Origin of the sequence: Streptomyces sp. SID12501 (assembly GCF_010550245.1) — a bacterium.
Lineage (GTDB): Bacteria > Actinomycetota > Actinomycetes > Streptomycetales > Streptomycetaceae > Streptomyces.
The window spans coordinates 203,625-224,098 of record NZ_JAAGLU010000003.1 but is presented as its reverse complement, the minus strand read 5'-3'; the positions used below and the strand labels follow the sequence as shown (position 1 = coordinate 224,098).

19 protein-coding genes are annotated in these 20,474 nt (G+C 68.7%); 13 read left to right on the top strand and 6 right to left on the bottom strand.

Annotated elements, in window-relative coordinates; genetic code table 11:
• Positions 1-72: 72 nt before the first annotated feature.
• Positions 73-1,158 carry a HoxN/HupN/NixA family nickel/cobalt transporter gene (locus G3I71_RS04470; RefSeq protein ID WP_164312583.1) on the top strand — a complete coding sequence of 362 codons (1,086 nt, stop codon included), beginning with the start codon at positions 73-75 and terminating at the stop codon, positions 1,156-1,158.
• Positions 1,159-1,193: 35 nt separating this feature from the next.
• Here G3I71_RS04470 and G3I71_RS04465 read toward each other — a convergent pair whose 3' ends face one another.
• A complete protein-coding gene (locus G3I71_RS04465; RefSeq protein WP_164312582.1) occupies positions 1,194-1,835 on the bottom strand; it encodes a precorrin-8X methylmutase in 642 nt (213 codons plus the stop codon).
• Positions 1,836-1,935: 100 nt separating this feature from the next.
• On the opposite strand from G3I71_RS04465, the gene G3I71_RS04460 reads away from it, so the two are divergent.
• The 7 genes from G3I71_RS04460 to G3I71_RS04430 all read left to right on the top strand — a co-directional run bounded on the left by G3I71_RS04460 (position 1,936) and on the right by G3I71_RS04430 (position 9,545).
• Positions 1,936-3,051, top strand: coding sequence for a substrate-binding domain-containing protein (locus tag G3I71_RS04460; protein ID WP_164312707.1), 1,116 nt, complete (start codon positions 1,936-1,938; stop codon positions 3,049-3,051).
• 127 nt (positions 3,052-3,178) lie between these two features.
• A complete protein-coding gene (urtA, locus tag G3I71_RS04455) occupies positions 3,179-4,432 on the top strand; it encodes an urea ABC transporter substrate-binding protein (RefSeq protein WP_164312581.1) in 1,254 nt (417 codons plus the stop codon).
• 80 nt (positions 4,433-4,512) lie between these two features.
• Positions 4,513-5,400 (top strand): urea ABC transporter permease subunit UrtB, encoded by an 888-nt coding sequence (gene urtB, locus G3I71_RS04450; protein ID WP_164312580.1) that lies wholly within the window; start codon positions 4,513-4,515, stop codon positions 5,398-5,400.
• The gene (urtC, locus tag G3I71_RS04445) at positions 5,397-6,560 is read left to right on the top strand and encodes an urea ABC transporter permease subunit UrtC (protein ID WP_164312579.1); all 1,164 of its coding nucleotides are present in this window, start codon (positions 5,397-5,399) and stop codon (positions 6,558-6,560) included. The genes urtB and urtC overlap by 4 nt, the downstream gene beginning before the upstream one ends.
• Complete coding sequence (gene urtD / locus G3I71_RS04440; RefSeq protein ID WP_164312578.1) at positions 6,557-7,351, top strand: urea ABC transporter ATP-binding protein UrtD; 795 nt, start codon at positions 6,557-6,559, stop codon at positions 7,349-7,351. Before urtC ends, urtD begins: the two co-directional genes overlap by 4 nt.
• Positions 7,352-7,356: 5 nt before the next feature.
• Entirely contained in the window at positions 7,357-8,067 is a 711-nt protein-coding gene (gene urtE / locus G3I71_RS04435; RefSeq protein ID WP_164312577.1) for an urea ABC transporter ATP-binding subunit UrtE, read from the top strand.
• 173 nt (positions 8,068-8,240) lie between these two features.
• Positions 8,241-9,545 carry an amidohydrolase family protein gene (locus G3I71_RS04430; RefSeq protein WP_164312576.1) on the top strand — a complete coding sequence of 435 codons (1,305 nt, stop codon included), beginning with the start codon at positions 8,241-8,243 and terminating at the stop codon, positions 9,543-9,545.
• A gap of 84 nt (positions 9,546-9,629) precedes the next feature.
• Here the strand turns inward: G3I71_RS04430 and G3I71_RS04425 are convergent, their stop codons facing one another.
• Positions 9,630-10,211 carry a hypothetical protein gene (locus tag G3I71_RS04425; RefSeq protein WP_203729289.1) on the bottom strand — a complete coding sequence of 194 codons (582 nt, stop codon included), beginning with the start codon at positions 10,209-10,211 and terminating at the stop codon, positions 9,630-9,632.
• Between the two features lie 141 nt (positions 10,212-10,352).
• On the opposite strand from G3I71_RS04425, the gene G3I71_RS04420 reads away from it, so the two are divergent.
• From G3I71_RS04420 to G3I71_RS04400, 5 genes are all read left to right on the top strand, one after another.
• The gene (locus G3I71_RS04420; protein WP_203729287.1) at positions 10,353-11,297 is read left to right on the top strand and encodes an FkbM family methyltransferase; all 945 of its coding nucleotides are present in this window, start codon (positions 10,353-10,355) and stop codon (positions 11,295-11,297) included.
• 327 nt (positions 11,298-11,624) lie between these two features.
• On the top strand, positions 11,625-12,374 hold the full coding sequence (locus tag G3I71_RS04415; RefSeq protein WP_164312704.1) for a serine/threonine protein kinase: 750 nt from the start codon (positions 11,625-11,627) through the stop codon (positions 12,372-12,374).
• Positions 12,375-12,393: 19 nt separating this feature from the next.
• Entirely contained in the window at positions 12,394-13,941 is a 1,548-nt protein-coding gene (locus G3I71_RS04410; RefSeq protein WP_164312575.1) for a serine/threonine-protein kinase, read from the top strand.
• A gap of 108 nt (positions 13,942-14,049) precedes the next feature.
• Positions 14,050-15,354 carry a hypothetical protein gene (locus G3I71_RS04405; protein WP_164312574.1) on the top strand — a complete coding sequence of 435 codons (1,305 nt, stop codon included), beginning with the start codon at positions 14,050-14,052 and terminating at the stop codon, positions 15,352-15,354.
• 135 nt (positions 15,355-15,489) lie between these two features.
• A complete protein-coding gene (locus G3I71_RS04400; RefSeq protein WP_164312573.1) occupies positions 15,490-16,926 on the top strand; it encodes an RICIN domain-containing protein in 1,437 nt (478 codons plus the stop codon).
• Positions 16,927-17,011: 85 nt separating this feature from the next.
• On the opposite strand, the gene G3I71_RS04395 is transcribed toward G3I71_RS04400, so the two are convergent.
• From G3I71_RS04395 to G3I71_RS04380, 4 genes are all read right to left on the bottom strand, one after another.
• Positions 17,012-17,164: a hypothetical protein gene (locus G3I71_RS04395; protein WP_164312414.1), complete on the bottom strand. Its 153-nt coding sequence runs from the start codon at positions 17,162-17,164 to the stop codon at positions 17,012-17,014.
• A gap of 171 nt (positions 17,165-17,335) precedes the next feature.
• The gene (locus G3I71_RS04390; protein ID WP_164312572.1) at positions 17,336-18,325 is read right to left on the bottom strand and encodes a helix-turn-helix domain-containing protein; all 990 of its coding nucleotides are present in this window, start codon (positions 18,323-18,325) and stop codon (positions 17,336-17,338) included.
• 480 nt (positions 18,326-18,805) lie between these two features.
• Positions 18,806-19,558 (bottom strand): hypothetical protein, encoded by a 753-nt coding sequence (locus G3I71_RS04385; RefSeq protein ID WP_164312571.1) that lies wholly within the window; start codon positions 19,556-19,558, stop codon positions 18,806-18,808.
• A 13-nt stretch (positions 19,559-19,571) separates the two neighbouring features.
• Positions 19,572-20,468: a DNA-processing protein DprA gene (locus tag G3I71_RS04380; protein ID WP_164312570.1), complete on the bottom strand. Its 897-nt coding sequence runs from the start codon at positions 20,466-20,468 to the stop codon at positions 19,572-19,574.
• Between the last annotated feature and the right edge of the window lie 6 nt (positions 20,469-20,474).

Genomic DNA, 20,474 nt, shown 5'->3' with positions numbered 1-20,474 from the left:
CTGACCGAAACCTGTCGGGACCTTTACTGCACATTGATTGCAGGTAATGGTTGATGGCAGAAAGCTGGGGCGATGAGTCGTGAGGAGTGGATCAGGGTCGGTGGCATGGCCGCCTTCATCGTGGCGCTGCATGTCATCGGCTGGTTCACGCTGGTGGCGATCGTCGCGCCCGAGCACTACAGCGCAGGTGGGAAGGCCTTCGGTATCGGCATCGGCGTGACCGCCTACACGCTCGGTATGCGGCACGCCTTCGACGCCGACCACATCGCCGCCATCGACAACACGACCCGGAAGCTGATGGGCGAGGGGCGGCGCCCGCTGTCCGTCGGGTTCTGGTTCTCGCTCGGCCACTCCAGCGTCGTCTTCGCCCTCGCCCTTCTGCTGTCGCTGGGCGTCAAGGCCCTCGCCGGGCCGGTCCAGGACGACGACTCCCACCTGCACAACGTCACCGGCCTCATCGGTACGACCGTCTCCGGGACGTTCCTCTACCTCATCGCCGGCATCAACCTCGTCATCCTGGCCGGCATCTGGAAGGTGTTCCGGCGGATGCGGACCGGCCACTTCGACGAGGACGCCCTCGAAGAGCAGCTGAACAGCCGGGGGTTCATGAACCGCCTGCTGGGCCGCTTCACGAGGTCGATCACCAAGTCGTGGCAGATGTATCCGCTGGGCCTGCTCTTCGGCCTCGGCTTCGACACGGCCACCGAGGTCGCGCTCCTGGTGCTGGCCGGTTCGGGCGCGGCCTCGGGGCTGCCCTGGTACGCGATCCTGTGCCTGCCCGTCCTCTTCGCGGCCGGGATGTCACTGCTGGACACGATCGACGGCTCGTTCATGAACTTCGCGTACGGCTGGGCCTTCTCCAAGCCGGTCCGCAAGGTCTACTACAACCTCACGATCACCGGACTGTCGGTCGCCGTCGCGTTCGTCATCGGCACGGTGGAGCTGCTGGGCCTGATCGCCGAACAGGCGGACCTGCACGGCCCGTTCTGGGACCGGGTCGCCGGTCTCGACCTCAACATCGTCGGCTACGTCATCGTCGGGCTGTTCTTCGGGACCTGGGCCGTGGCCCTGGTGGTGTGGAAGGTCGGCCGGATCGAGGAGCGATGGACGTCGGGACTGGCGAGGCCGGAGCGGGAGCCTGTGGAGGCGGAGGCGTAAGCCCCCCTGCCGCCCCTGTCACGTACAGCCTCCGTTCATTCCACCTCGCTGGCGATCGCGTTCACCGCCGCCGCCGCGATGGCGCTCCCGCCCCGGCGACCCCGTACGACCAGATGCTCCAGCCTGGACGGGTGCCCGGCCAGCGCGTCCTTCGACTCGACCGCGCCGACGAAGCCCACCGGAACGCCGATCACGGCGGCCGGGCGGGGTGCGCCCTCCTCGATCATCTCCAGCAGCCGGAAGAGCGCGGTGGGAGCGTTGCCCACGGCCACCACGGCACCCTCCAGCCGGTCGCGCCACAGCTCCAGCGCGGCGGCGCTGCGCGTGGTCCCGAGCTTCGCCGCCAGGTCCGGTACCGCCGGGTCGGTGAGCGTGCAGATGACCTCGTTGCCGGCGGGGAGCCGCTTGCGGGTGATGCCGCTGGCCACCATCGAGACGTCGCAGAGGACGGGGGCGCCCGCGCGCAGGGCCTCGCGGGCGCGGGTGACGACATCGGGTGTGTAGCCGAGGTCGCCCGCGAGGTCGACCATCCCGCAGGCGTGGATCATCCGTACGGCGACCTGGGCGACGTCGGCGGGCAGCCCGGCGAGGTCGGCCTCGGCGCGGATGGTGGCGAAGGACCGGCGGTAGATCGCGGCGCCGTCCTTCTCGTACTCGAACACTGTGCTCTCACTCATCCGTCGGCGTTCGTGTTGCTGGCCGCCGGTGATTGTACGAAACGGTCTCGATTCCGGCCGTTCCTTGGGCCCCACCCCCGGGCAGGCAATCATGACCTCCATGGAGCGGCTCCGCACCCCCGAGTGGTTCACGGCCGACGACTCGATCCTGACCGTCGCGCTGGTGTACCCGATGCAGGGGCCCGCCGGGATCTTCGGTCCCGCGTGCGAGGCGTGCGCGCGGCTGGCCGCCGAGGAGGTCAACCGGGCGGGCGGGGTCCTGGGGAAGGAGCTGCGGCTCCTGGAGGTCGACGGGGGCGCCGATCCGCAGCGGGTCGCCGGGGAGGTCGAGGCGCTGGTCGCGACCGGCGTGGTGCAGGGCGTCACCGGCTGGCACATCTCCTCCGTACGGCAGGCCCTGGCGCCCCGGGTCGCGCACCGGGTGCCCTACGTCTACACGGCCCTGTACGAGGGTGGCGAGCGCACCGAGGGTGTGTTCCTGACCAGCGAGACGCCCGCCGGGCAACTGCGGCCCGCGATGCGGCTGATCGGCGAGGCGCGGGGCGTACGGCGCTGGTTCGTCGTCGGCAACAACTACGTGTGGCCCCGGCAGACCGCACGCGCCGCCCGCCGGTACGCACGTGAGAACCGGGGCCGGGTGTGCGGGGAGGCGTATCTCCCGCTGGGCACCGACGACTTCACCGACGTACTGCGTCGCATCGAACACGCGGACGCCGACGGGGTGTTGATGCTGCTGGTGGGCAGTGACGCGGTCCGTTTCAATCGCGCCTTCGGCGCCTTCGGACTCGACCGGCGCTGTCTTCGGCTGAGCACCCTCATGGACGAGAACATGCTGCTGGCCAGCGGATCCGAGGCGACCCGCGACCTGTTCAGCACCGCCGGCTTCTTCGCCTCCCTCGCCAACCAGGACACCCTGGACTTCCACGGCAGTTACGCGGCCCGCTACGGCGTCGACGCCCCGGCCCCGGGCAGCCTCGGCGAGTCCTGCTACGAGGGCGTGCTGCTGCTCGCGGCCCTCGTCGAACGCGCCCGCACCCTCGACGTGTCCGCGATCGGCGCGGCGGCCGAGGCGGTGTCGTACGAGGGGCCGCGCGGCCTCCTCCGGCTGCGCGACCGGCACGTACGCCAGCGCATCTACCTCGCGGAGGCGGACGGACTGGACTTCACCGTCGTCACCCAACTCCCAAAAACAGATCCTTCCACCAGGAAGCATTAATTCGAGAATTTTAGTTCCGCTGGAAACTGCTCTTCAATTCCACGGAAACGCAGGGGAAACAGTCAACTCGCAGGCTGTGGACCGCACTTCCCCCATCTCGTCCCCTTCTCCCCAAGGGCGGTTCTGCATGTCTGGGCTCAGTTTCAGCAGGCGTGGTCTGTTGGCCGGAGTGTCCGCGGTGGGTGCGTCCGCCGCTCTCAGCGCCTGTGGCGCCAAAACCGGTTCCGACACGTCCTCCGGCGCCGGTGTGAAGGGCGACACCTCAGGCAGCACGGTCAAGGTGGGTCTGCTCAACTCCCTGTCGGGCACGATGGCCATCAGTGAAGTCACCGTCCACAACTCGCTGTTGCTCGCCGTCAAGGAGATCAACGCGGCCGGGGGTGTGCTGGGCAAGAAGCTGAACCCCGTCAGCCAGGACGGCGCCTCCGACTGGCCGACCTTCGCGGAGAAGGCGGAGGCCCTGATCAAGGACGACAAGGTCGTGGCCACCTTCGGCTGCTGGACCTCGTCCAGCCGCAAGGCGGTCAAGCCGGTCTTCGAGCGGTACAAGTCGCTGCTCTTCTACCCCGTGCAGTACGAGGGACTTGAGGAGTCGCCGTACATCTTCTACACCGGCGCGACCACCAACCAGCAGATCATCCCCGCCCTCGACTACCTGAAGAAGCAGGGCCTGACCAAGCTCTACCTGGTCGGCAGTGACTACGTCTTCCCGCGCACCGCCAACAAGGAGATCCAGGCGTACGCGAAGGCCAAGGGTATGAAGGTGGTCGGCGAGGACTACGCGCCGCTCGGCTCCACCGAGTTCAGCACGATCGTCAACAAGGTCAAGAACTCCGGCGCGGACGCCGTGTTCAACACCCTCAACGGTGACAGCAACGTGGCCTTCTTCAAGGAGTACAAGTCCTCCGGGATGACCGCGAAGAGCATGCCGGTGCTGTCCGTCTCCATCGCCGAGGAGGAGGTGAAGAGCATCGGAACGCAGTACCTGGAGGGCCAGTTGACGGCCTGGAACTACTACCAGACCACCCCCGGCGCCGCGAACACCAAGTTCGTCGCCGCCTACCAGGCCGCGTACGGCAAGGGGAAGCCGACCAGCGACCCGATGGAGGCCGCGTACATCTCGGTGTACCTCTGGAAGGAGATGGTCGAGAAGGCCGGCTCCTTCGACGTCGCCAAGGTGAAGGCGGCCTCGGACGGCATCACCTTTGCCGCCCCCGAGGGCGAGGTCACCGTCGACGGAGCGACCCAGCACGTCTACAAGACGGCCCGGATAGGCAAGGTCGGCGCGGACGGGCTCATCACCGAGGTGTGGAACTCGGGCAAGCCGATCAAGCCGGACCCCTTCCTCAAGGGCTACGACTGGGCAGCCGGCCTTTCCTGACCCCCTTCTGAACCCCTCCTGGACCCGGGTTACAGCACTTTCGCGCGGTATCCCCGCTCCCCTCCATCAGGAGCCGCTCCATGACGGTCATCCTCAACCAGACCTTCACCGGCATCAGCATCGGTGCGGTCCTTCTGCTCATCGCGCTCGGCCTGACCCTGACCTTCGGTCAGATGGGCGTGATCAACATGGCGCACGGCGAGTTCATCATGACCGGCGCCTACACGACGTACGTCCTGCAGAAGTCGATCAGCAGCGCCGGGATCTCGCTGCTGGTCGCGCTGCCCGTGGCGTTCGTCGTCGCGGGTCTGATGGGCGCGCTGCTGGAGTGGCTGCTCATCCGGCGCCTGTACACGCGCCCGCTGGACACGCTGCTGGTCACCTGGGGTGTCTCGCTGATGCTCCAGCAACTGGCCCGGGACGTCTTCGGCGCCCCCAACGTCCAGACGCACGCGCCCGATCTGCTCACCGACAACGTCTCGGTGGGCGGCGGGATCACCCTCGCCAACAGCCGCCTGTTCATCCTCGGCCTGGCGCTGCTCTGCGTCCTCGCCCTCACCCTCATCCTCCGTACGACCCCGCTGGGCCGCCGGATCCGGGCGGTCGTCCAGAACCGGGACCTCGCCGAGGTGTCGGGCATCGCCACCGGCCGGGTCGACCGGATCACGTTCTTCATCGGCTCGGGTCTCGCGGGAGTCGCCGGTGTCGCGCTGACCCTCGTGGGCCCGATCGGCCCGACGATGGGCACCAACTACATCGTCGACGCCTTCCTGGTCGTAGTGGTCGGCGGCATCGGGCAGTTGAAGGGGAGCGTGATCACCGCGTTCGCGCTCGGCGTCCTCCAGTCGGTCCTGGAGTACTCGACGACGGTGAGCGTTGCGAAGGTCGTCGTCCTGGTGGCGATCGTCGCCTTCCTCCAGTGGCGACCGCAGGGCCTGTACACACTGCGCACCCGGAGCCTGGCATGACGACAACGACCAAGTCCGCAGAGGCGGTTACTCCGCCACCCCCGCAACCCCCTTCCCGTACACCGCTCCTGGAACGGCTGCGCGTACCCGGCGGCTTCGCCCTCGGAGCCGTACTCCTCCTCGCCGTAGCCCCGTTGGCGCTCTCCGACTTCCGTCTCGCGCTCCTCGCCAAGTACCTCTGCTACGCCATCGTGGCCGTCGGCGTCAGCCTGGCCTGGGGCCGCGGCGGACTCCTCGTCCTCGGGCAGGGCGTCTTCTTCGGCCTCGGCGGCTACGCCATGGCCATGCACCTCAAGCTCGCCGACGCCGCCGACACCGGCGAGAAACTCCCCGACTTCATGCAGCTGTACGGCACCGGGGACACCCTCCCCTGGTGGTGGGAGCCGTTCGCCAACCCGCTGTTCGCGCTGGCCATGACGATGATCCTGCCCATGGCGGTGGCCGCGCTGCTCGGCTTCCTGGTGTTCCGGCGCCGGGTGAAGGGCGCGTACTTCGCGATCCTCAGCCAGGCGCTCGCCGCCGCGCTGTCGATCTGGCTGATCGGCCAGCAGGCGACGACGGGCGGCACGAACGGCCTCACCGACATCCAGGGCTTCTTCGGCTACTCGCTCGACGACCCGGTCAACCAGCGGCTCGTCTACTTCGTCATCGCGGCCGTCCTGCTCGCCCTGATGGCCCTGGCCCGCCAGCTGTTCGTCAGCAGATACGGCGAACTCCTCGTCGCCGTAAGGGATTCCGAGGAGCGGGTGCGCTTCCTCGGCTACAACCCGGCCAACGTGAAGCTGGTGGCGTACGTCGTCGCGGCCGGTATGGCGGGCCTCGCCGGCGCGCTGTTCGTCCCGGCCGTCGGGATCATCTCCCCGGCACTGATCGGGATCGTGCCGTCGATCGGTTTCGTCATCGGCGCGGCGGTCGGCGGTCGGGCGTCACTGGTGGGCGCGGTGCTCGGCGCGGTCGCGGTCGCCTGGGCACAGAGCACGCTGTCGGACGCGTTTCCGGCCGGATGGACTTACTTCCAGGGCCTGTTGTTCGTGGTCGCGGTCGGCTTCCTGCCCGGCGGCCTGGCGTCCCTGGTGACGCTGGCGCGCAACCGCCGTACGGCTACGGCCGGTTCGGTAACTGCCGGTTCAGAGGCTGCCAGTTCAGGAGGAGCGATATGAGCGGCGGCGGCGGTGGCGGTGGCGAGGCGCTGACGATCAGCGACCTGAGGGTCACGTTCGACGGCTTCACGGCGGTCGACGGCGTCAACCTGACTGTCCAGCCAGGAGACTTGAGGTTCCTGATCGGCCCGAACGGCGCCGGCAAGACCACCCTGGTCGACGCGGTCACCGGCCTGGTGCGGGCGACCGGCTCGGTCCGTTTCGGCGACGAGGAGCTTCTCGGCCGCCCGGTGCAGCGGATCGCGCGCATGGGCATCGGCCGTACGTTCCAGACGGCGACGGTGTTCGAGGAGCTGACCGTCCTCCAGAACCTGGACATAGCGGCGGGCGCCGGACGCGGAATGTGGACAATGCTCCGCCGCCGCAAGGGAGTTCCGGAGCCGGTGACCAGGGCCCTGGAGACCACAGGCCTGACCGCACTCGCCGACCGACCGGCGGGCGCGCTGGCCCACGGCCAGAAACAGTGGCTGGAGATCGGCATGCTGCTGGTCCAGGACGTACGGCTGCTGCTGCTCGACGAACCGGTGGCCGGCATGAGCCACGAGGAGCGCGAGGCGACCGGCGAACTGCTCCAGCGCGTGAGCGAGGACCACACGGTCGTCGTCATCGAGCACGACATGGACTTCATGCGCTCGTTCGCGCGCAGCGTCAGCGTCCTGCACGCGGGCCGGGTGCTCAGCGAGGGCACGGTGACGGAGGTCCAGGCGGACCCGAGGGTCCAGGAGGTCTACCTGGGCCGCGCGTCGGAGCCCGCCTCGCTGTCCTCGCTGTCGGTCGGAGAGGAGGCATGACGCCGATGTCCGAGCCCAGATCCACGCTGGAGATCATCGACGTACGGGCGGGTTACGACCGTACGACCGTCCTGCACGGTGTGAGTGTGGCAGTGCCGAAGGACGGTGTGGCCGCCGTTCTCGGTCACAACGGTGCCGGGAAGAGCACGTTGCTGCGGGCGGCCATGGGCCTCCTGAAGCCGACCGCCGGAAAGGTCCTGCTGAACGGCGAGGACATCACCCGCCTGTCCCCGCACCAGCGGGTGGCGCGCGGAATGGCGTACGTCCCGCAGGGCCAGCAGTCCTTCCCGCACCTGACGACGGCCGAGAACCTCCAACTCGTCGCCGACGGACGGGCGGACGGCAAGGAGGCGGTCGCCGAGGCGCTGGACCTCTTCCCGGTCCTGCGCGAACTGTCGGGCCGCCGGGCAGGCCTGCTGTCGGGCGGCCAGCGCCAGCAACTCGCCCTGGCGCGCGCCCTGGTGACCCGCCCGAGCCTGCTCCTCCTCGACGAGCCGACGGAGGGTATCCAGCCGTCGGTGGTGGCGGAGATAGAGCGGACGATCCTGGCGCTGGCGGCACGCGGAGGCCTGTCGGTCCTCCTCGTGGAGCAGCACGTGGGGTTCGCGATGCGGGCGGCGGAGCGGTACTACGTCCTGGAAGCGGGCCGGGTGACGTCGTCCGGGGAGGGCGGAACGGGCTCGGAGCAGACGGTGAGGGCGGCGCTGAGCGTCTGAACGGAACAGGGAGGGGCCCGATCCGCACTGCGGATCGGGCCCCTTCTCGCTGCGTCCGGACGGTTGATTCTCTGATAGTGAGAAGCTAATTTACGTTAACAGAGAAGGTCGAAATCACTGCGGAGTCGCTGCGCCATCACTGCGGAACCACGGAACCACTGCGGAGGAACGTCATGGAACGGGACGACCTGATCCTGATCAGCGTGGACGACCACATCATCGAGCCGCCGGACCTCTTCGTTAACCACCTGCCGAAGCGGTATCTGGACGACGCTCCGAAGCTGATCCACCGCGAGGACGGCAGTGACGTGTGGCAGTTCCGCGACAACACCGTCGGCAACGCGGCGTTGAACGCGGTGGCCGGGCGCCCCAAGGAGGAGTACGGCCTCGACCCCCAGGGCATGGACGAGATCAGGCCCGGCTGTTACGACGTGCACGAGCGCATCAAGGACATGAACGCCGGCGGTGTCCTGGCCCAGATGAACTTCCCGTCGTTCCCCGGCTTCGCGGCGCGGATGTTCGCCACGGAGGACGCCGACTTCTCGCTGGCGCTGGTGCGGGCGTACAACGACTGGCACATCGACGAGTGGTGCGGCGCCTACCCCGGCCGTTTCATCCCGATGGCGCTCCCGGCGATCTGGTCGGCGGAGCTGTGCGCCACCGAGGTCCGCCGGGTGGCGGAGAAGGGCTGCCACAGCCTCACCTTTCCGGAGAACCCGGCCGCTCTCGGCTACCCGAGCTTCCACGACGAGTACTGGAACCCGTTGTGGCAGGCGCTGTCCGACACGAACACGGTCATGTCGGTGCACATCGGTTCCTCGGGCAGGCTCGCCATCCCGGCGGTCGACTCACCGCCGGACGTGATGATCACGCTCCAGCCGATCAACCTGGTGTCAGCTGCGGCCGACCTGCTCTGGTCGAGGGTCGTCAAGGAGTACCCGGACCTGAAGATCGCGCTGTCGGAGGGCGGCACGGGCTGGATCCCGTACTTCCTGGAGCGCGTCGACCGGACCTTCGAGATGCACGCGACGTGGACGCTCCAGGACTTCGGCGGCAAGCTGCCGTCCGAGGTGTTCCGCGACCACTTCCTGACCTGCTTCATCAGTGACGACCTGGGCGTGAAGCTCCGGCACGAGATCGGCATCGACAACATCGCCTGGGAGGGTGACTACCCGCACAGCGACTCCATGTGGCCGGACGCGCCGGAACAGATCCACGGCGTCCTGGAGAAGCACTCGGTCCCGGACGAGGACACCGTCAGGATGACCCACGAGAACGCCATGCGCTGGTACTCCTTCGACCCCTTCTCGCACGTCCCGAAGGACCAGGCCACCGTCGGCGCACTCCGCAAGGCGGCCGAGGGCCACGACGTCAGCATCCGCCCCCGGAGCCGCCAACTGACCGAGCCGGTCGACAAGTTGGAGGCGTTCAGGACACGGGCACGGGCTGCGGTGGCGGCAGCGGCGGCGGGCAGGTAGACGGCCGGGAAACCTGGAAACCAGGTATCAGGTACCAGGCAGGCGATGCCGGGCAGACAGGGGACGTACTGACGACTGCTGCCGTCAGCCCTCACCCGACCCCTGCCGGGCGGACGGGTCGCGCCGGGCGGACGGCAGCAGAAGATCCCGCTCGGGATGCCTCGCGCCGGTGACGCTGCCCTGGATCCCGAGGTCGGCGCGCGCGGCTTCGTGAAAGGCGTTGATGAGCCGGAAGGCACCCCGATGCCGCTCCCGCCACTCGTCGAGACTCCCGGAGATCCGTCCGGTGGCCTGCCAGTCGATCTCGGCGACCAGGGAGTTGAGCTCGTGCCCGGCCTCGATGGCGTCATCGCCCCCGAGCAGCATGACCAGTTCGAAGGCGGACCCCCAGCGCCGCCCGGCCTCCGACAGGTTCTCCCGAAGCTCCGGTTCGGGCCGGTGCTCCTCACGCAGCCCTTCCCTGGCCTCGTACAGCCGTACGGCTCCGGCGATCCGCAGCTTGGCCGAGTCCACGTACTCGGCGTACGCGTCGATCTTCCTGTCGTCCCACCGGGTCTGCGACTGGTACCGGTTCCTGCCGCGCTCCATCAGGTAGTTGGTCGCGTGAGTGGTGAGCGCCCCCAGCAACACGGCGCCTACGGTGATGAGTTGCTCGCCGGTTCCCATGCAGCCCCCGTATGTGTGCCTGCGTCGGATGATCTTAGGAGAGGCGCCCGGCGGAAACCATCACATGGCCGGAGTAGGTTGGCTCCGGATCGTTGGAGAGACGCTGAGACGGTGCGGCGGAGAGACGGAAAGGCGGATCGCATGAGCAGCAGCCCCATGTCAGGGCTCTCGGAGACCTTGGTGACCCTGGGCCGACAGTACGTGCGCAAGGCCCCCGGCTCCGTCGGCAAGGCACTCCTGGCGGCCCGCTTCCTGAACCCCCACCTCCGGGAACACCCGCGTCACCGGGTCGTCGAGACCCGTGCGGGCACCCGCTTCGCGGTCGACACGCAGGACCTGATCCAGCGGTACGTCTACCTGTTCGGCGTCTGGGAACCGCACATGACGGCATGGCTCGGCCGCAGGCTGCGCGCCGGGGACACGTTCGTCGATGTCGGCGCGAACGTGGGCGTGTTCAGCGTCCTGGCGTCGCGTCTGGTGGGTGACAAGGGCCGGGTCGTGTCGATCGAGGCGTCCCCGGCCTTCCACGACGTCCTCCTCCGCCAGAGCGCCCTGAACGACTGCCGCAACATCCGCGCGCTCAACGCGGCGGTGTCGGACAGCCACCGCACCCTGACCTTCATCCTCGCCAGCTCGCGGAACATGGGCGCCAACAGCATCGTCCCGTGGGACGGCCCGACGGAGTCCACCTTCGACATCGAGGCCCGCCCGCTGCCGGAGCTGCTCGAACCCGAGGAGATCAGGAACGCCCGCGTCATCAAGATCGACGTGGAGGGCGCGGAGGGAAGCGTCGTACGGGGCCTTGCGCCCATGCTGACCGAACTCCGCCCCGACGCGGAGATCACGGTCGAGGTGACCCCGGACCGCATGGCCCAACTGGGCGACTCGGTCGAGGAGTTGCTCGGGACGATGAGGGAGGCCGGCTTCCACCTCTACCGCCTCCCCAACAGCTACGCCCCGGAGAGCTACGCGTACGCACTGAGCGCGGCGCCGGACGAGATCGGCGTACCGGTGCGGTGGCGGGGGCCCGTGGTGGGGGAGAGCGACCTGATCTTCTCGCGGGTGGACGCGGAGACGTTGCGCTGATCCAGGGCGTGTGATTGCGGGAGGTGTCCGTCTCCGGGGCGCGGCACGCCGGCCGTCGGGACGGGATCGTCCGGCCGGAGCGAGACTCCCCGCGGCCTTCCAGCTGAACCCGAACGCGAACCCGAACCCGAACCCGAACCCGAACCCGCAACGGGTTCTCCGGTGGCGATCCCCTACCCTTCGTCCTTCACCGGGTGACATTCTGGGGAGCTACTCGTCCAGGTCCTGACCAGACCTGAACGCACCGCGCATTCACCCCTTTTCGGCCATGCGACGGATGCCCGGTGAGCCACTGAGATTTGGGGACCGATCAGAGTGACCACGGTAATTGTGCAGCTTCCCGACGCCGTCGTCCGCCACTCGGACGCTCCTCCGCCCGAACCACGGCTGCTCCGCCTGAGCCCTGGCCAGAGTGCCGAGTTCGGACGTGGGGAGCCCGGAGCACCCCTGCCCATCCCGCTGCGTGATCCGGCGGTGTCGCGGTGTGCCGGACAGATCACCGCGGTGGAGGACTACTGGCGCCTCTGCAATTACAGTGGCGCGGCAACCTACGTCGTGGAGAACCTGGAAGGCGCGGGAGAACATATCCGCGTCGCGCCCGGCCGTATCGGTGCGCCTGTACCCTTCGAGTTGTCCCGCGTGATTCTGCCCGCTGAAACGCCCATGGAATTCAAGGTGTTCGCGCCTCAGCACGCGTATGTGGAACACGGGTGCGACACCCCCGCCGGGGAGCCCACGACGATCCCCTTCTCGCTGAACCCGTCGTCCAAGTATTTCCTGGTGCTGCTGGCACTGTGCGAACCGCGGCTGCGCTCCCCGTCGAGCGCGGCCGTTCCCGGCGTGGGGGAGATCCTGGAACGACTGCTACCGCTGCCGAGTTGCCATGGCCTCACGCGATCCGCGCTCAACTATCACATCGACTATCTCGCCGACACCAAGCTGCGGTTGAGGGAAGGAGCGGGCGGCTCGTACAGCGAGGCGGGAGGCAAGCGTGAACGGCTGGTCAGTCTCGCGCTGCGCTTCAACCTGGTCCGCGAAGATCACTTGGTTCTGCTCCCTCCTGCCGCCAGACTCTGAACCGAAAGGCTCGCCCGGGATGAATCACCCCCACACCACTCCGCCGCTCGACCCGGCACCGGGGTACCGGATCGGCGAGTGGAGAATCACCGGCCTGATCGGCTCCGGAAGCTGGGGCAGCGTGTATGCCGCGGAGAAAGCCGTCGACAGTGCCGCGGGCGGCGCGGCCGTGGCCATCAAGCTCCTGCGCACTGACCTGCTGACCCCAGGACAGCGTGCGTCGATGGAGGAACTGGCGCGCAAGGAGGCACGGTTCAGCACGGAGGCGGACCACCCCCACCTGGTACGCACCCATGCGGTCGTGACCTTGAAGGATCCCGAGCGGCCCGAACTGGACGGCGTGACAGCGCTGGTGATGGACCGCGCGGAACGCAGTCTGCAGGATCTCCTCGCGGCGGGCCGGACCGGGCACCCCTTAGCGGACGTCGAACGCATCCTCGGCGGAGTGGCCGCCGGACTGGCGCACATGCACGCCCACGGCTGGATCCACGCGGACCTCAAGCCCGCGAACATCCTCCTCGGCCCCGAGGGAGCCGTGTGGCTCGCGGACTTCGGGCTCACCGTGGAACTGGAAGGAACTCACGCGTACGTTCCGCCCATGGGCTCTCTCGACCACGTACCCCCGGAGTGGTGGTCGGAGCGCACCGGCGTCCGTGGCACGACGGTGCGGAAGACGGCCGACATCTGGGCTTTCGGCGTGCTGGCGCACCAGGTGCTGACGGGTGGGCTCCATCCGTTCCCCGGCAGTACGGCACGGGCCCGCTCCCTGGCCGCCCAGGCCTATGCCAACGGATCGACTCCGCTTCGCCTCGACGACTGCCTGGAGCCGGGGTGGCGGAAGCTCATCGTCGAGTGCCTGGCTCCGGACCACGCCACCCGGGCAGCCCTGGAAGCGGAGGAACTGTCGCGGCGCGTACGGGAGTTGCACGCCGAGCGGCTCCCCCGCCCCTTTCGCCGGCGTCCGGCGATCCTGCTCGCCGCCGCACTCACCGCGTGTGCGACGGTCGCCGGCCTCGTCATGGCCTTCGTACCCTCCGACGACAAGGGCGCACCCACGAAGTCGGCGTCCTCCGCACCCGGGACCGCGCTCGCCGACACCGACCTGCCCGGGGCCCTTCCCGCCGACTCCGATGTGCCCGTCGCCCTGCGGCAGATCATCACCGACGCCGCGAAGCGGTGCACGGACAAGGAGGTCACCCCGGCGTTGCTGGCCGCGATGATCAAGGCCGAGAGCGGCTTCGACCCGAAGGCGTCCCGGACCGCCACCGGCGAGCACGGCATCGCCATGTGGACGCCGTCGGTGTTCAAGGCATGGGCCGTGGACGGCGACCGCGACGGCGACAAGGACTACATGTCTCCTCCCGACGCCATCGCCAGCATGGCCGTGTTCACCTGCTGGCTCGACCAGCGCTTCAAGCAGAGCGGGCTGAGCGAGAACCTCCCCGCGCTGATAACCGCCGGTTACCGCACCAGCGACAGAACCGTCATCGAGGCCGGTGGCGTACCGGCGGCGGTACAGCCCCACGTGGACAAGGTCCTCGCCTATCTCAAGGACTACACACTCTGACGCACCGGGCTCGGGGCCGCTCCTGACATACATCAGGAGCGGCCCCGAGCCGACCTGAATAGCGTTGAGGATCGTTCTGTCACCTTATGCAACAGGGGGAAGACGATCATGTGGCACATCTCATCGGCCCGTGGACTGCCGACGACGACGGCGGCGAGCCGGGCACTGCTCCCGGTGGCCGCCCTGCTGCTCGGCCTCACTACAGCGGCCACCTCGACAGCCGCTCCGGTCCCGCCGGTTGGCGCGGAGGCCGGATCCGACCGTACGGTCTCCACCTCGGCCGCACAGGCCCAGATCCCGGCCGGTGTCACCGCCGGGGTCGTGGTGTACGACCGGCAGACGGGGACCTTCACCGAACAGGTCAACGCGAGCATGCAGTTCCGCTCGGCCTCCGTCGTCAAACTGCTGCTGACCCTCGACTTCTTCCGGGACCGCGGTCCGAACTACACCATTCCGGCCGCCGACCGAGCCCTGCTGGAACCCATGCTCCGCAGCAGCTACGACGAGGCGGCAGATCACTACTGGGTCGCGCGCGGCGGCCCGGCGATCATCGACCGTATGGTGACCCAGCTCGGTCTGAGCGACACGGTCGGTCCCCCCGCCGGAATGGAGGGCTTCTGGGGCTACACCGCCATCTCGGCCCGCGACACGGTGAAGATCTACCGCTACATCCTGGAGCAGGCTCCGGCGCCTGTACGGGAGTTCATCATGACCAACCTGCGGCAGTCGACACGCTGTGCCTCGGACGCCTTCGACCAGCACTTCGGCATCGCAGCCGCCTTCGACCGCCCCTGGGCCGTCAAGCAGGGCTGGTCGGGCGAGTACGAGGACGGCACCTGCGGTCCCTCCGGCGCGAGCAACGCGGAGGCGGCATCGAAGACCTCGGTATCGAAGACCTCGGCACCGAACCCGGCCGCGGACAACGCACCGGAGGCCGGCTCGGAGTCGGCGGCGCGGACACCGGCCGTCACCCGTGCCGCCGCACAGGTGGACCTGGCCCGGCCCGCCCTGCACACCACCGGCACGGTCGGTACCGGCGACCGTGCCATCGTCGCCGTGCTCACCCTGCATCCCGTCGGCACCTCCTACGGCAAGGCGTACACGGACCTCGGCAGGCTGACCCGCAGCCTCGACGTGCCCGGCGCGACCAGGCCGGCGGGGAAGTGGTACGGGACCTGGGGATCGGGGGTCAACGTCCGTGAGGCGGCGACCACCGCGCGCTCCCTGACACGCCTGCCCGCCGGTGTGGAGGTCCTGATCAGCTGCCAGAAGCAGGGCGAGACCGTCTCCGTACCGCCGTACACCAACAACTGGTGGGCGTACCTGCCCCAGTACGGCGGCTACATGTCCAACATCTACGTCAGCTCACCGGACAACAAGCTGCCCGACGTACCGGTCTGCGCGACGGCGTAGCCCTCACCGGAAGCTACTCGCCGGAGGGCACCGCAAGGCCCTGCCGCTGCCGTCAGGTGATCGGTGCCCGTAGGGGCAGCCCGGCCTGCCCTGCTGACTCCTGACGGAAGCCGATCGCCACCGTAACGTCGAACAGTGAGCCTTTGGACTTCTCTCGAACCTGCTTCGGTCACGGTGGACCCCGGTGGCAGCGCGACCGTGCGGCTGCGGCTGCGCAACACCGGTGACGTGGTCGACGAGTACCGCTTCGAACCGGTAGGTGTTCCCGCGCCCTGGACCACGGTGGAGCCCGCCTTGCTGCGGCTGTTCCCAGGGACGACGGGGACGGTGGAGCTGACGTTCGCGCCGCCGCGCACACCGGACGCGACAGCGGGCCCGAACCCGTACGCGGTACGGATCACACCGACCGAGCATCCGGAGTCGACGACCGTCCCCGAGGGAAACCTGACGATCACCCCCTTCACGGAGGTGCGGGCCGAGCTGGTCCCTCCGACGGTGAAGGGCCGTTTCCGGGGACGCGCCAGACTGGCTGTCGACAACCTCGGCAACACGAAGGTGACCGCGTCGCTCAGCGGAAGCGACAACGGCGACCACCTGTCGTACGACATCCATCCGAGCAACGTACAGATCGAACCCGGCCGTGCCACGTTCGTGAACGCCACGCTGAAACCGCGGCAGATCACCTGGTTCGGTTCCAAGCAGGAACGGCCGTACACCCTCGAGGTGAAGCGGTCGGGGCTGACACCGCTCGGGGTCGAGGGCACCTATGTGCAGCGGAGCTTCCTGCCCGGCTGGCTCGCCACCTCGCTCGGCATCTTCCTGGCGCTCGCGATCACCTTCACGATGCTGTGGATCGCCTACAAGCCCAGGGTCACCAGCAGCGCCCGGGAGCTGCAGGCGGTCGCCGTCAGCACGCTGCCGCCTCCCCTCGTGACGCCTACGGCGCAGCCTTCGGCCCCCGCCGAATCGGCCCCGCCCGTCGAGCCGACCCGACCGGCAGTTCAGCCGACGGCCTCGGCGCAGGCCGATGGAGGCGCCGGAGGCGGGGGCGCGCAGTCCCCGTCGGCCAAGCCGAAGGCCCCGAGCGTGCTGCCCGCGTCCAGCATCATGCTGCGCAACTCGACCACCAAGATGTGCGCCGACCTCCCGGCGCCCGAAGACACCGACTTGAAGGGCCGGGTCGTGCAGTCCAACTGCGACGATGACGCCGCCGGAACCCAGCGGTGGAACCTGGAGGTGAGGTACCCGAAGCTGGGTCCCGGCGGCTCGGCTCTCTTCCAGATCCGCAACGTCAAGGACCAGCTCTGCGTGGATCTGTCGGACTACGGCTCCAAGCCCATCAATTCGCCGATCCTCGAGTACACCTGCGACGGCACGACCGCTGACAACCAGCTGTGGTGGCTCGCCAAACAGCCGAGCGGCGACTACTGGATCCGCAACTACGCCAGCAACAACGAATGCCTGGACGTCGGCGGCTTCAGCACCGGCGGCGACGGAACCGACCTCACACTCTTCACCTGCTCCAACATCGACGACCAGGAGTGGGAGATCGTCCGTCCCTCGGCTTCCTGAGCAGGGCTCGGCCGGCACCGGTTGAACCTGAGCGGGGCGGTTCGAGCAGTTTCCTCCGCACCGAACGCGTACTCCCACTTCCAGCTCACTCGCGGACTGCCTTCATGGCCTCGTCCTTCTGGGCCTGCATCTCCTCCAGACGGCCCGGATCGGCGACGGCAAGGGCCGCGCGCAGGGCGTCAGGGGTGTGCTCGGGACGCGGGATCAGCTCGTGTCCGTGGTCGGACCGGGTGTTCATCGTGTCCTCTTGGAGATGCCGTCGCCAGGGTATCGAGCCGTGGCGGCGGCCGAGCGAGCCTCGGGAGGAGGCGGGAAAGGCGTCGGCGGAAATCTGTCCAGTGGTGACGAGCTGACCATGGTGGACCCCGGCTCTTCGTGCGAGCGAGCTGCTGACGTACGAGGGCGGGCGTCAGGCGGCCACGGGAACCGCCATCCGGCAGTCACGGCAGCGGCCGGGCTCTGGCCCCCGGAACCCCCGGTCGCAGCCGTCGCAGTTCCGGAGCGGGTGCTGGACGCGGATGGTCTCCGGCGGTGAGGAAGGACCCCCGAAAGGTGCCGGAGGCGGCAGCTTCGCGGTGAGGCGGTGGGCGAGGAATGCGGCTGGGCGGCGCATGCCTTCGGGTGGGAGGTCGCTGGTCAGTGCGTGTCGTACGGCGGTGGGGCTGGCGTCGCGTTCCAGCCAGGCGGCGACGCCGGGTGCGAGGTGGGCCGTGTCGCAGGCCGACAGGAGCAGGTCGGGGTCGAGGCGGCGGAGCCCGGCGAGGAGGTCGGTGGCGGCCTGGAGGAGACCTGGCCCCTTGTACGCGGGCTGCGGTACGGCGGGGAGGGGCTTGCGTGGGGCGCGCTTCTTGGGCGGGCCGGGGGTGGTGGGGTGCGCGGGACGGGTCGGACGGTCGACCCCGACCCTGGCGTCTGTCCGGGTGTCTGCGCCGGTGCCAGCCCAGCTGTCGGCCCTGGAGTCGGTATCGCCAGCGGTATGGGCAGCGGTATTGGCAGGGCGCTCGGCGTGGTGTCCGGGGCGGTTGCAGGAGACCGTGCGGGTGACGATGTTGCCGCCGGTGGTACGTTCGCGGGTTCGGCGCAGGTAGCCGTGGGTTTCGAGTTCGCGCAGGGCGGCGGCGATACGGTCCGGTCCCTCGGGGAACCTCTTGGCGAGGGTCTTGATGTCGACCGGGGAACCAGCTTGCAGAGACTGGATGTGGACGCTCAGCCCGATGGCGAGCAGTGACAGCGCGGGGTGCTGGGCGAGGTGGTTGCCGATCACCGTGAAGCGGGTGGTGTGGCGGGCGTTGTCATGAATGACGCCGGAGATGCCGGAATTGGGGCGCCGGTGGGGGTGATTTTTGCCCGCCGGACGGGACTCGGCGCACGGGGGCGCACTAGGGTTCTGCGTATCCATCGGGAAGGTTCCGACTTCCTTGGTGGTCAGGCCCTCGCATTGGGATGCCAGTCCCGGCGGGGGCCGTCGTATGTCCGCTGTCTGCGGTTGCCTGTGGTCGTGCTGCTGCGCTGAGCGTAAGGCAGGCAACCGGGCACAAATCCAGCTGAGTTGCTGATGTTCACTCGGGCGAGTGAGTTTGCGCGGCAGCAGCGGAAGCGGCTGTGGTCGCTGTCTCCTGCGGACGGGAGGGGTGGGGTTTGGTTGGTTGAGTTCTTTCTCTCCAAGTTCCTTTGAAAGGACCGCTGGTCGCACCGGAGCACGGGGAATCGGGTTCCGGTGCGACATCGATTTCCGCCCACACCGTTTTGCTAGGCCGGAGCCCCGGACTCCACCCCCAGCGGGCGGCGAGCGCCTCGACGAGAGCGAACACTGACCCGCCTCCCGGTCACCGCAGAGCGACTCCGGCCCTTGGACGTCGCCGCGAATCCGCGGTCGTCCTCAGCGCACGTGGTCCCAGTTCTTGAGCGCGCAGCTCTCCCAGGAGAATCTGCGCAGCCGTGCCTGCTCGACATGTGTCGCCGTGTCGCCGTAGCCGCTGTTGAGGTGGCGTCCGAGGACGAGGACTGCCACGCTGCCCGCTCCGGCGGCCTTCAGGGCGGCGGCTGCGGACTGGGCGTGGTTGCCAGTGGTCCAGGTGTCGTCGATGAGCAGGACGTTCGCGTTCCACAGTGGTGATGACGTGTAGCGCGAGGCGGACGCGGTGCGTCCGAGTTCGACCGCGTCCGGTGTAGGTGTGAGCAGGTCGCGGTAGCGGTCGCGGGTGATGCCGACCATGTCTGCGGCCATGGTGCGCAAGGGATGATCCGCACGACCACTGGTGCTGGGCACCGTGGTGACGATCTCGAAGCCGGGGACGGCGCAGTGGTTCGTCACGCAGTCCTCGTGCAGGGCAAGAAAACGCCAGAGGACGGCTGCCAGGCCCGTGCGGAAGTACTGCTGCTGCGGGCCTGCGGTGTTTTTGTAGCGCCACAGCTCGTTCGCGTACTGCTCGCCCTTGAGCGCCAGGCTGACCGGGACCACGGCGTCGGCGGCGTCAGCGCCAAGGATTCTGCTTGTCTGGTGGCAGGGCAGACAGGTGGGACAGCCGGTCCTCGCCGGGCCACGGCAGACCTGGCACACGCCGGGGCCGGGCAATAAGGGATGGACGAGGAAGTTGGCGTAACGGGCGGACAGCCCGACGACTGTTGTCACGTGGGTCTGCCCGTCAGGCCCAGGTCAGTTCGCCCGTGGTGGGCACGAGAGAGTCGAGTTGGCTGAAGACGTCCTCGGGGCCGTCGATGACGGTGGTGTTGGGTCTGCCCGCGTACTCCCTCGCCCATTCATGGTCCATGAGGGAGCGCATGAGGAAGACCCGGCGGCCGTGTTCCAGGGCCAGGCGGGCCTGCATACGGGCACCGCTGCGGTAGGCCGCCTCGATCACGACCGTGGCGAGGCTGTAGCCGCTCATCACAGCGTTGCGCATGGGGAACGACGACTTCGAGGGCGGCGAGTCCGGCCAGAACTGGGAGATCAACAGGCCCCGCTCCGCGATCTCCCGCTGGAGACCCGCGTTCTGCGCGGGGTAGGACTGCCGCAGGCCGGTGCCGATGACGGCGACGGTACGGCCACCGACCGCGAGCGCGGTGCCGTGTGCGGCGGTGTCGATCCCGGCGGCCAGGCCGCTGACCACGGTGACTCCTCGTTCGGCGAGCCCGCCGGCGATGGCACAGGCGTACGCGACACCCTCCGGGGTGGGCGTCCGGGTTCCGACCACGGCGACTCGCAGATCGCCCTGCAGATCGCTCTCGGTCGACGCGCCGCGCATGAGCAGGAACGGTGGGCGCTGGTGGACCAGGCGCAGATAGAGGGGGTAGTCCTCGTCCAGGATCGTCACCAGCCGCATGCCCTCGCGGTCCCAGGCGGCGATCTCGGCGGCGACAGCCTCCAGGTCCACTGCGGGCCCGGTATCGAAGAGCGCCCCCTGTCCCGAGGCGTCGAGCACGCTCTCCAGGACCTCTCGCGCACTCCCGACGGTTTCCACCTGGTCGGTCAGCTCGGACCATGAGCGATCACCGCGCCGCAGGAGTGCGACGAGGGCGGCTCGCTCCAGCTCCTGGTCCATGACACG

Bases quoted from the DNA above. Each gene is read 5' to 3' on its own strand.
- G3I71_RS04470 (WP_164312583.1), top strand. From the start codon at position 73: ATGAGTCGTGAGGAGTGGATCAGGGTCGGTGGCATGGCCGCCTTCATC.
- G3I71_RS04465 (WP_164312582.1), bottom strand. From the start codon at position 1,835: ATGAGTGAGAGCACAGTGTTCGAGTACGAGAAGGACGGCGCCGCGATC.
- G3I71_RS04460 (WP_164312707.1), top strand. From the start codon at position 1,936: ATGGAGCGGCTCCGCACCCCCGAGTGGTTCACGGCCGACGACTCGATC.
- urtA (WP_164312581.1), top strand. From the start codon at position 3,179: ATGTCTGGGCTCAGTTTCAGCAGGCGTGGTCTGTTGGCCGGAGTGTCC.
- urtB (WP_164312580.1), top strand. From the start codon at position 4,513: ATGACGGTCATCCTCAACCAGACCTTCACCGGCATCAGCATCGGTGCG.
- urtC (WP_164312579.1), top strand. From the start codon at position 5,397: ATGACGACAACGACCAAGTCCGCAGAGGCGGTTACTCCGCCACCCCCG.
- urtD (WP_164312578.1), top strand. From the start codon at position 6,557: ATGAGCGGCGGCGGCGGTGGCGGTGGCGAGGCGCTGACGATCAGCGAC.
- urtE (WP_164312577.1), top strand. From the start codon at position 7,357: ATGTCCGAGCCCAGATCCACGCTGGAGATCATCGACGTACGGGCGGGT.
- G3I71_RS04430 (WP_164312576.1), top strand. From the start codon at position 8,241: ATGGAACGGGACGACCTGATCCTGATCAGCGTGGACGACCACATCATC.
- G3I71_RS04425 (WP_203729289.1), bottom strand. From the start codon at position 10,211: ATGGGAACCGGCGAGCAACTCATCACCGTAGGCGCCGTGTTGCTGGGG.
- G3I71_RS04420 (WP_203729287.1), top strand. From the start codon at position 10,353: ATGAGCAGCAGCCCCATGTCAGGGCTCTCGGAGACCTTGGTGACCCTG.
- G3I71_RS04410 (WP_164312575.1), top strand. From the start codon at position 12,394: ATGAATCACCCCCACACCACTCCGCCGCTCGACCCGGCACCGGGGTAC.
- G3I71_RS04405 (WP_164312574.1), top strand. From the start codon at position 14,050: ATGTGGCACATCTCATCGGCCCGTGGACTGCCGACGACGACGGCGGCG.
- G3I71_RS04395 (WP_164312414.1), bottom strand. From the start codon at position 17,164: ATGAACACCCGGTCCGACCACGGACACGAGCTGATCCCGCGTCCCGAG.
- G3I71_RS04390 (WP_164312572.1), bottom strand. From the start codon at position 18,325: ATGGATACGCAGAACCCTAGTGCGCCCCCGTGCGCCGAGTCCCGTCCG.
- G3I71_RS04380 (WP_164312570.1), bottom strand. From the start codon at position 20,468: ATGGACCAGGAGCTGGAGCGAGCCGCCCTCGTCGCACTCCTGCGGCGC.